The sequence below is a fragment of the Flavobacterium sp. DSR2-3-3 genome (assembly GCF_049896585.1).
Classification (GTDB): domain Bacteria; phylum Bacteroidota; class Bacteroidia; order Flavobacteriales; family Flavobacteriaceae; genus Flavobacterium.
Window position 1 is genome coordinate 64,870 of record NZ_JAFCUP010000016.1, and the last position, 7,466, is coordinate 72,335.

The following is a 7,466-nucleotide window of genomic DNA, read 5'->3' on the forward strand; positions in this document are numbered from 1 at the left end:
ACATCTTGTCATATTTATTTGAATTCCCTTATCTTTGCACTTTGAAAATATAGGATGGAAAAGATTATTGAAGAAAGCAAACAAGGAGAAAGTCTTGTTTTAGAAAATAAACCCGAGAACACAAAGAAACTTTTTATTGAGAGTTACGGTTGCGCAATGAATTTTTCAGACAGCGAAATTGTAGCTTCTATATTATCCGGAAACGGATACAATACAACGCAAATTCTGGAAGAGGCCGATTTAGTTTTGGTAAATACTTGTTCGATTCGGGATAAAGCGGAACAAACTATTCGCAAACGCTTGGAAAAATACAATGCGGTGAAACGCATCAATCCAAAAATGAAAGTAGGCGTTTTAGGTTGCATGGCCGAGCGTTTAAAAAGTCAATTCCTTGAAGAAGAAAAAATTGTAGACCTAGTTGTGGGTCCTGATGCCTATAAAGATTTACCGAACCTTTTGCAAGAAGTGGAAGAAGGACGCGATGCGATTAACGTGATTTTGTCGAAAGACGAAACTTATGGTGATATTTCGCCCGTTCGATTGATGAGCAACGGAATTACGGCTTTGGTTTCTATCACCCGTGGTTGTGATAATATGTGCACGTTTTGCGTGGTACCTTTTACCCGAGGGAGAGAACGAAGTAGAGAACCGCAGAGTATCATGACCGAAATTCAGGATTTGTGGAATAAAGGGTTTAAAGAAATTACACTTTTGGGACAAAATGTAGATAGTTATTTATGGTACGGCGGCGGATTGAAAAAAGATTTTGAAAATGCAACCGAAATGCAAAGAGTTACTGCAGTTGATTTTGATCAATTACTTGAAATGGTAGCGGTTGGTTTCCCAAAAATGAGAATCCGATTTTCGACTTCAAATCCACAAGATATGCACGAAAGTATTTTGCACGTGATTGCAAAACACCAAAATATTTGCAAACACATTCATTTACCGGTTCAGTCAGGAAGTAATAGAATCCTAAAAGAAATGAACCGATTGCACACGCGTGAAGAATACATGACTTTGATTGACAAAATCAGAACTATTATTCCGAATGGTTCAATTTCACAGGATATGATTTCAGGTTTCCCAACAGAAACCGAAGACGATCATCAAGACACTTTGAGTTTGATGGAGTATGTGAAATATAATTTTGGTTATATGTATTCGTATTCAGAACGTCCGGGAACTTTGGCAGGAAGAAAAATGGAAGATGATGTTACCGACGAAACTAAAGCCAGAAGATTACAGGAAATTGTCGATTTACAACAAAAGCACGCTTGGCTCCGCAGTGAAGAATTCATTGGTCAAACTGTAGAGGTTTTGGTAGAAAAAGTTTCAAAAAAATCAACAGAAGAGTTTTCTGGAAGGAATTCACAAAGTATTACCGTAGTTTTTCCAAAAGAAGATTATAAAATTGGAAATTTTGTAAATGTGAGAATTACTTCTTGCACCAGCGGAACTTTGAAAGGAGAAGCAGTTGGTTTGAGTGAAATGAATTAAAAAATTAGCTACAGATTAAAAAGATTTTCACAGATTTCTTTTTAATTCTTTAATCTTTATAATCTGCTACAAAAAATTAAAACGTTGTGATAGAAGGATACAGAGAGCAAGAAACGTATAAAATTATAGGAATTTGTATGGAAGTACATAGAATTCTTGGCCCAGGATTATTAGAAATTGTTTACAAAGATGCTTTAGAAATAGAATTCAAGCTAAACGATATTTCTTATAAAAGAGAAAAAGAATTTTCGATTAATTATAAAGGTGAGATTTTGCGTAGTAAATTTAACGCCGATTTTATTGTATGTGAAGATATTGTATTAGAAATAAAAGCTGTGAAAGAATTTTGCAATGAACATATTGCACAAATTTTAAATTATTTGAAATTAGCAGATTCAGAAGTTGGATTATTAGTTAATTTTCAAAATAAATCTTTACAATATAAAAGATATGTTTTGTAAATAAAATTAAGTAAATCTGTGAGAATCTTTTTAATCTGTGGCAAAAAAAATAAAATATGGAATCAGTTCAAGCGATAAAACAACGATTTGAGATTATCGGAAATGATCCGAAACTTAATCGTGCGATAGAAAAAGCCATTCAGGTAGCTCCTACTGACATTACGGTATTAGTAGCGGGAGAAAGCGGAGTTGGAAAAGAGAATATTCCCAGAATTATTCATTCGCTTTCGCATAGAAAGCACGGAAAATATATTGCCGTTAACTGTGGTGCGATTCCAGAAGGAACGATTGACAGTGAACTCTTCGGTCATGAAAAAGGTGCTTTTACCGGAGCAACAGGAACCCGTGAAGGATATTTTGAAGTGGCTGACGGCGGAACAATTTTTCTGGATGAAGTTGGTGAATTACCGTTAACCACTCAAGTACGTTTATTACGTGTTCTCGAAAATGGTGAATTCATAAAAGTAGGTTCTTCTCAGGTTCAAAAAACAGACGTACGAATTGTAGCCGCTACGAATGTCAATTTATTTGATGCGATTGAAAAAGGTAAATTCCGTGAAGATTTATATTATCGTTTGAGTACGGTGGATATTACTTTGCCGCCTTTGAGAGACCGAAAAGATGACATTCATTTATTGTTTAGGAAATTCGTTGCGGATTTTGCGCATAAATATAAAATGCCTCCTTTGAAACTTGACGAAAATGCGGTTCAGTTACTGCAAAAATTTCGTTGGAGCGGAAACATCCGACAATTGCGGAATGTAGCGGAACAAATCTCCGTTTTGGAAACCAACAGAGATATATCTGCCGTGACATTACAATCTTATTTGCCCGCGCAGGGAAGCAATTTACCTTCTGTAATTAAAGACAAAAAAAGCGAAAGTGATTTTAGTACCGAAAGGGAAATTTTGTACAAAGTGCTTTTTGATATGAAAAGTGATTTGAATGATTTGAAAAAATTAACGCTGGAACTGATTCAAAATGGAGGTTCAAAAGTACAAGAGACGAATCAAAATTTAATTAAAAAAATATACGGTTCAAAAGAAAGCGATAGTGAAATAGATTTTGAAGAAGAACCGAGAGCATCATTGATAGCGGCTCAAAACAATGAGGATTTATATCAGGAACAGGACGACAATTATCTTTTTGCAGAAACTGTCGAGGAAGAAGAAACCTTGCGTTTAGAACAAAAAGAAATCGAAATGATTATAAAATCATTAGAAAAAAACAAAGGAAAACGAAAAGCTGCCGCGGATGAATTGGGCATTTCTGAAAGAACATTATACAGAAAAATTAAGCAATTTGATTTGTAGTTTTATAACAAAGACACAAGGACGTATATGCGTTGATTGAAAATGAATATATTTGACACGAGTTTTAGCACATTGGCGAAGCAATTTTTAAAATAGAAAATGAAACAAATAAAACTTATTCTTCTTTCGATAATAATAGTGAGTATCAACAGTTGCTCGGTTTATAACTTTACAGGAACCGGTAAAATTGATGCCGAAACATTTCAAGTGGGCTTTTTTCAGAATAATGCGGAACTAATTGAACCCGGAATTGACCGCACCTTTACATTAGAACTTCAAGATTTGATTTTGAACCAAACCAATTTGAACTTGGTCAAAAACGGTGCTGATTTGACGTATGAAGGAGAAATTGTAGATTATAGAATCAGTCCAATGACAGCAACCGCGGATCAGCGAGCTGCTCAAAACCGTCTGACGATTCGAGTGAATGTTCGTTTTACCAATAAGAAAAAAGAAGCAGATGATTTTGAAAAACCATTCACATTTTTCTATGATTATCCCGCAGAACAACAATTAACAGGAGCTACATTAAACTCAGCTTTGAAAGATATTTTCGAAAGAATAACACAAGATATCTTTAATGAGTCATTAGCTAAATGGTAAATTAAAGTTTAATTATTTAACATTAAAAATGAACGTAACCGATTATACTTATTTGATTAACAAACCCGATGCTGTCAATGAAAAGCAAACGGAAGATTTAGAAAAAGTATTGGAACAGTTTCCTTATTTTCAAAGTGCCAGAGCTATTCAATTAAAAGGACTTTACAATCAAAATAGTTTTAAATATAATGCTGCTTTAAAAATAACGGCAGCCTATTCAACGGACAGATTGGTTTTATTTGATTTCATCACATCGGATACGTTTACGTCAATTCATAAAAGTCTGTATGATAGAAAAGCACTCGAAATTCTAGACCTCGAAGTAATAGATAGCGAGATTCTTATTGCTGAAGAAAAACCAGAACTTAAAATAACCACGTTAGAACAATCTATCCTGACTTCAATAAAGGAAGCTTCTCCAATCGCGAAGAAGGATCATTTAACAAAAGTTGAAGAAAAGTTAGCCATTGGTACGCCGTTGGATTTCTCCAAAAAAGAACAACATTCCTTCCAAGAATGGCTTCAGCTTTCGCGCACGGAACCTATCAAAAGAGAAAGTGAGCAACCAACTAATAAACCTGCTCCACTTATAGATGCCGACAAAAGGAAAAAAACAGAACTTATCGACAAATTTATTGAAAAGAGTCCGAAGATTTCTCCAGTAAAACATGGTGTGCCTTCCACGGTCAATTTCGACCTAAATGCAGTGGACAATTCTTCGTTGATGACAGAGACTTTAGCCCGTGTTTATTTGGAACAAAAAAAATATCAAAAAGCGATTCAAGCTTATGAAATATTAATTTTGAAATATCCAGAAAAAAGTAGTTTCTTTGCAGACCGCATATCGGATATTAAGATTTTACAACATAATAATAATTAAACAATGAGCACATTTTCAATTTTTTTAGTTTTAATAACTATCGTTTGTTTTCTATTAATCGTAGTTATCATGGTTCAAAACCCTAAAGGTGGCGGATTATCCTCTACAATAGGTGGTGCTCAAATGTTAGGTGGAGTACAAAAAACCACCGATTTTTTAGACAAAAGCACATGGACATTAGCAACTATACTTATTGCACTTATATTACTTTCAAGCTTGAGCTTTACAGGAACATTAAGTGATACAGATTCGAAAATCATTGAAAACACAGGAAGTTCCGTACCAACAACAAACACGCCAGTTGCTCCTGCACAAAATACACCTGCTGCAACAAATCCAGCGAAATAAATCATTACAACGTATTCTAAATGCCAGCCTGTCAAAGCTGGCATTTTTTATAAGAAATTATGTCAGTGTTACTAGGATGGCATAATTTCTGAAATCTTTACAGCAGTTAAAATAAATAATATAAAATATAAAATTATGGCTTTAAACATCAAACCACTTTCAGACAGAGTTCTTATCGAGCCCGTTGCTGCTGAAACCAAAACTGCTTCAGGGATTTTTATTCCAGATACAGCCAAAGAAAAACCACAAAAAGGAACTGTTGTTGCTGTTGGAAACGGAACAAAAGACCACACCATGACTGTAATAGTTGGTGATTCTGTCCTTTACGGAAAATACGCTGGTACTGAATTAAAACTGGAAGGAAAAGATTATTTGATTATGCGTGAAGACGATATTTTAGCAATTATCTAAATAGTATTCAATCTGAAAAATTAAGTATCGAGACAACTTGACTCGAGAGCTTTGCTGAAAATGGCGAAGGGAACTTAAAAAAAATTAAATTAACAATGAGGATGCGATTGCTTCGTACCTCGCAATGACAACAAAAATGGCAAAAGATATAAAATTTGATATTGAAGCACGTGACGGATTAAAACGTGGTGTTGATGCATTAGCAAATGCAGTAAAAGTAACGCTGGGACCAAAAGGTCGTAACGTAATTATTGGAAAAGCTTTTGGTGGACCAACTGTTACTAAAGATGGTGTTACTGTTGCAAAAGAAATTGAATTGAAAGATCCATTGGAAAACATGGGCGCTCAAATGGTGAAAGAAGTAGCGTCTAAAACTAATGATTTAGCTGGAGACGGAACTACAACTGCAACAGTTTTGGCACAAGCAATTGTAAAAGAAGGTTTGAAAAACGTTGCTGCGGGAGCAAATCCTATGGATTTGAAACGTGGTATTGATAAAGCGGTTGAAGCTATTGTAGCTGACTTAGCAAAACAAGCAAAAGTAGTAGGAAGTGATTCTGAAAAAATAAAACAAATTGCTTCAATTTCAGCCAATAACGACGAAGTAATTGGTGAATTAATCGCTACTGCTTTCGCAAAAGTTGGAAAAGAAGGAGTTATCACGGTCGAAGAAGCCAAAGGAACAGATACGTATGTTGATGTTGTGGAAGGGATGCAATTTGACAGAGGATATCTTTCTCCTTATTTTGTGACTAATTCAGAAAAAATGGAAGTAGAATTGGAAAATCCTTACATCCTTTTGTATGACAAAAAAGTATCTTCTTTAAAAGAATTATTACCCGTTTTGGAGCCAGTTGCTCAATCTGGAAAACCATTATTGATTATTGCTGAAGATGTTGATGGTGAAGCATTATCTACATTGGTGGTAAATAAATTACGTGGAGCTCTGAAAATCGCTGCTGTAAAAGCGCCTGGTTTTGGAGACAGAAGAAAAGCAATGTTGGAAGATATCGCTATCTTAACTGGAGGAACTGTAATTTCAGAAGAAAGAGGATACACTTTAGAGAATACAACTATCGAGATGTTAGGAACTGCTAAAAAAGTGACTATCGACAAAGACAATACAACGATTGTAAGCGGAGCTGGTGAAGCTGATATGATCAAAAATCGTGTAAACCAGATTAAAGGTCAAATGGAAGCTACAACTTCTGATTATGACAAAGAAAAGTTGCAAGAACGTTTGGCTAAATTAGCTGGCGGAGTTGCTGTACTTTATGTTGGTGCTGCTTCTGAAGTAGAAATGAAAGAGAAAAAAGACAGAGTTGACGATGCACTTCACGCAACTCGTGCTGCTGTTGAAGAAGGAATTGTTGCTGGTGGTGGTGTTGCTTTATTGAGAGCTAAAAACGCACTTAGCGCTATTAAAGCTGACAATGCTGATGAAGCAACCGGAATTCAAATTGTATCTCGTGCAGTAGAATCTCCATTAAGAACTATTGTTGAAAATGCAGGACTTGAAGGTTCAGTTGTTGTTGCAAAAGTTGCTGAAGGTTCGGGTGATTTTGGTTACAACGCCAAAACGGATGAATATGTTGACATGCTTAAAGCAGGAATTATTGATCCTAAAAAAGTAACGCGTGTAGCATTAGAAAACGCAGCTTCGGTTGCCGGAATGATATTGACTACTGAATGTGCTTTGATTGATATCAAAGAAGATAATGGTGGCGGAAACCCGATGGGTGGAGGTATGCCAGGGATGATGTAATAGCAATTCAAGTCTAGTCCTAAAAAAACCGTCCTGATATAAATCGGGACGGTTTTTTTTGTGAATTTGTCCGGTCCTGAAATAACGATACACAAAAAGTATCCTAATGGAAAAACATGAAGAAACACGCTATGTGAAGCGAACTCAAAAAGATTACTCGATGTCTTTTAAATTACAAATTGTTA

Annotated in this window: 8 protein-coding genes; all 8 read left to right on the forward strand. The window is 35.3% G+C overall.

Annotated elements, in window-relative coordinates; all coding sequences use genetic code 11:
* Window positions 1-54: 54 nt before the first annotated feature.
* The 8 genes from miaB to groL all read left to right on the forward strand — a co-directional run bounded on the left by miaB (window position 55) and on the right by groL (window position 7,281).
* Window positions 55-1,500: a tRNA (N6-isopentenyl adenosine(37)-C2)-methylthiotransferase MiaB gene (miaB, locus tag ACP7AQ_RS15505; RefSeq protein WP_426096102.1), complete on the forward strand. Its 1,446-nt coding sequence runs from the start codon at window positions 55-57 to the stop codon at window positions 1,498-1,500.
* Window positions 1,501-1,586: 86 nt separating this feature from the next.
* Window positions 1,587-1,961 carry a GxxExxY protein gene (locus ACP7AQ_RS15510; RefSeq protein WP_426096103.1) on the forward strand — a complete coding sequence of 125 codons (375 nt, stop codon included), beginning with the start codon at window positions 1,587-1,589 and terminating at the stop codon, window positions 1,959-1,961.
* A 56-nt stretch (window positions 1,962-2,017) separates the two neighbouring features.
* Window positions 2,018-3,274: a sigma-54 interaction domain-containing protein gene (locus ACP7AQ_RS15515; protein WP_426064154.1), complete on the forward strand. Its 1,257-nt coding sequence runs from the start codon at window positions 2,018-2,020 to the stop codon at window positions 3,272-3,274.
* A gap of 99 nt (window positions 3,275-3,373) precedes the next feature.
* Window positions 3,374-3,877 (forward strand): LptE family protein, encoded by a 504-nt coding sequence (locus ACP7AQ_RS15520; RefSeq protein WP_091202539.1) that lies wholly within the window; start codon window positions 3,374-3,376, stop codon window positions 3,875-3,877.
* 28 nt (window positions 3,878-3,905) lie between these two features.
* Window positions 3,906-4,757 (forward strand): tetratricopeptide repeat protein, encoded by an 852-nt coding sequence (locus ACP7AQ_RS15525; RefSeq protein WP_426064155.1) that lies wholly within the window; start codon window positions 3,906-3,908, stop codon window positions 4,755-4,757.
* Between the two features lie 3 nt (window positions 4,758-4,760).
* Window positions 4,761-5,105: a preprotein translocase subunit SecG gene (gene secG / locus ACP7AQ_RS15530; RefSeq protein WP_426064156.1), complete on the forward strand. Its 345-nt coding sequence runs from the start codon at window positions 4,761-4,763 to the stop codon at window positions 5,103-5,105.
* Between the two features lie 135 nt (window positions 5,106-5,240).
* Entirely contained in the window at window positions 5,241-5,516 is a 276-nt protein-coding gene (locus ACP7AQ_RS15535; protein ID WP_426064157.1) for a co-chaperone GroES, read from the forward strand.
* A gap of 136 nt (window positions 5,517-5,652) precedes the next feature.
* Window positions 5,653-7,281, forward strand: coding sequence for a chaperonin GroEL (groL, locus tag ACP7AQ_RS15540; protein ID WP_091202549.1), 1,629 nt, complete (start codon window positions 5,653-5,655; stop codon window positions 7,279-7,281).
* Window positions 7,282-7,466 lie beyond the last annotated feature (185 nt).

Bases quoted from the DNA above. Each gene is read 5' to 3' on its own strand.
- secG (WP_426064156.1), top strand. From the start codon at position 4,761: ATGAGCACATTTTCAATTTTTTTAGTTTTAATAACTATCGTTTGTTTT.
- ACP7AQ_RS15525 (WP_426064155.1), top strand. From the start codon at position 3,906: ATGAACGTAACCGATTATACTTATTTGATTAACAAACCCGATGCTGTC.
- ACP7AQ_RS15520 (WP_091202539.1), top strand. From the start codon at position 3,374: ATGAAACAAATAAAACTTATTCTTCTTTCGATAATAATAGTGAGTATC.
- groL (WP_091202549.1), top strand. From the start codon at position 5,653: ATGGCAAAAGATATAAAATTTGATATTGAAGCACGTGACGGATTAAAA.
- miaB (WP_426096102.1), top strand. From the start codon at position 55: ATGGAAAAGATTATTGAAGAAAGCAAACAAGGAGAAAGTCTTGTTTTA.
- ACP7AQ_RS15515 (WP_426064154.1), top strand. From the start codon at position 2,018: ATGGAATCAGTTCAAGCGATAAAACAACGATTTGAGATTATCGGAAAT.
- ACP7AQ_RS15535 (WP_426064157.1), top strand. From the start codon at position 5,241: ATGGCTTTAAACATCAAACCACTTTCAGACAGAGTTCTTATCGAGCCC.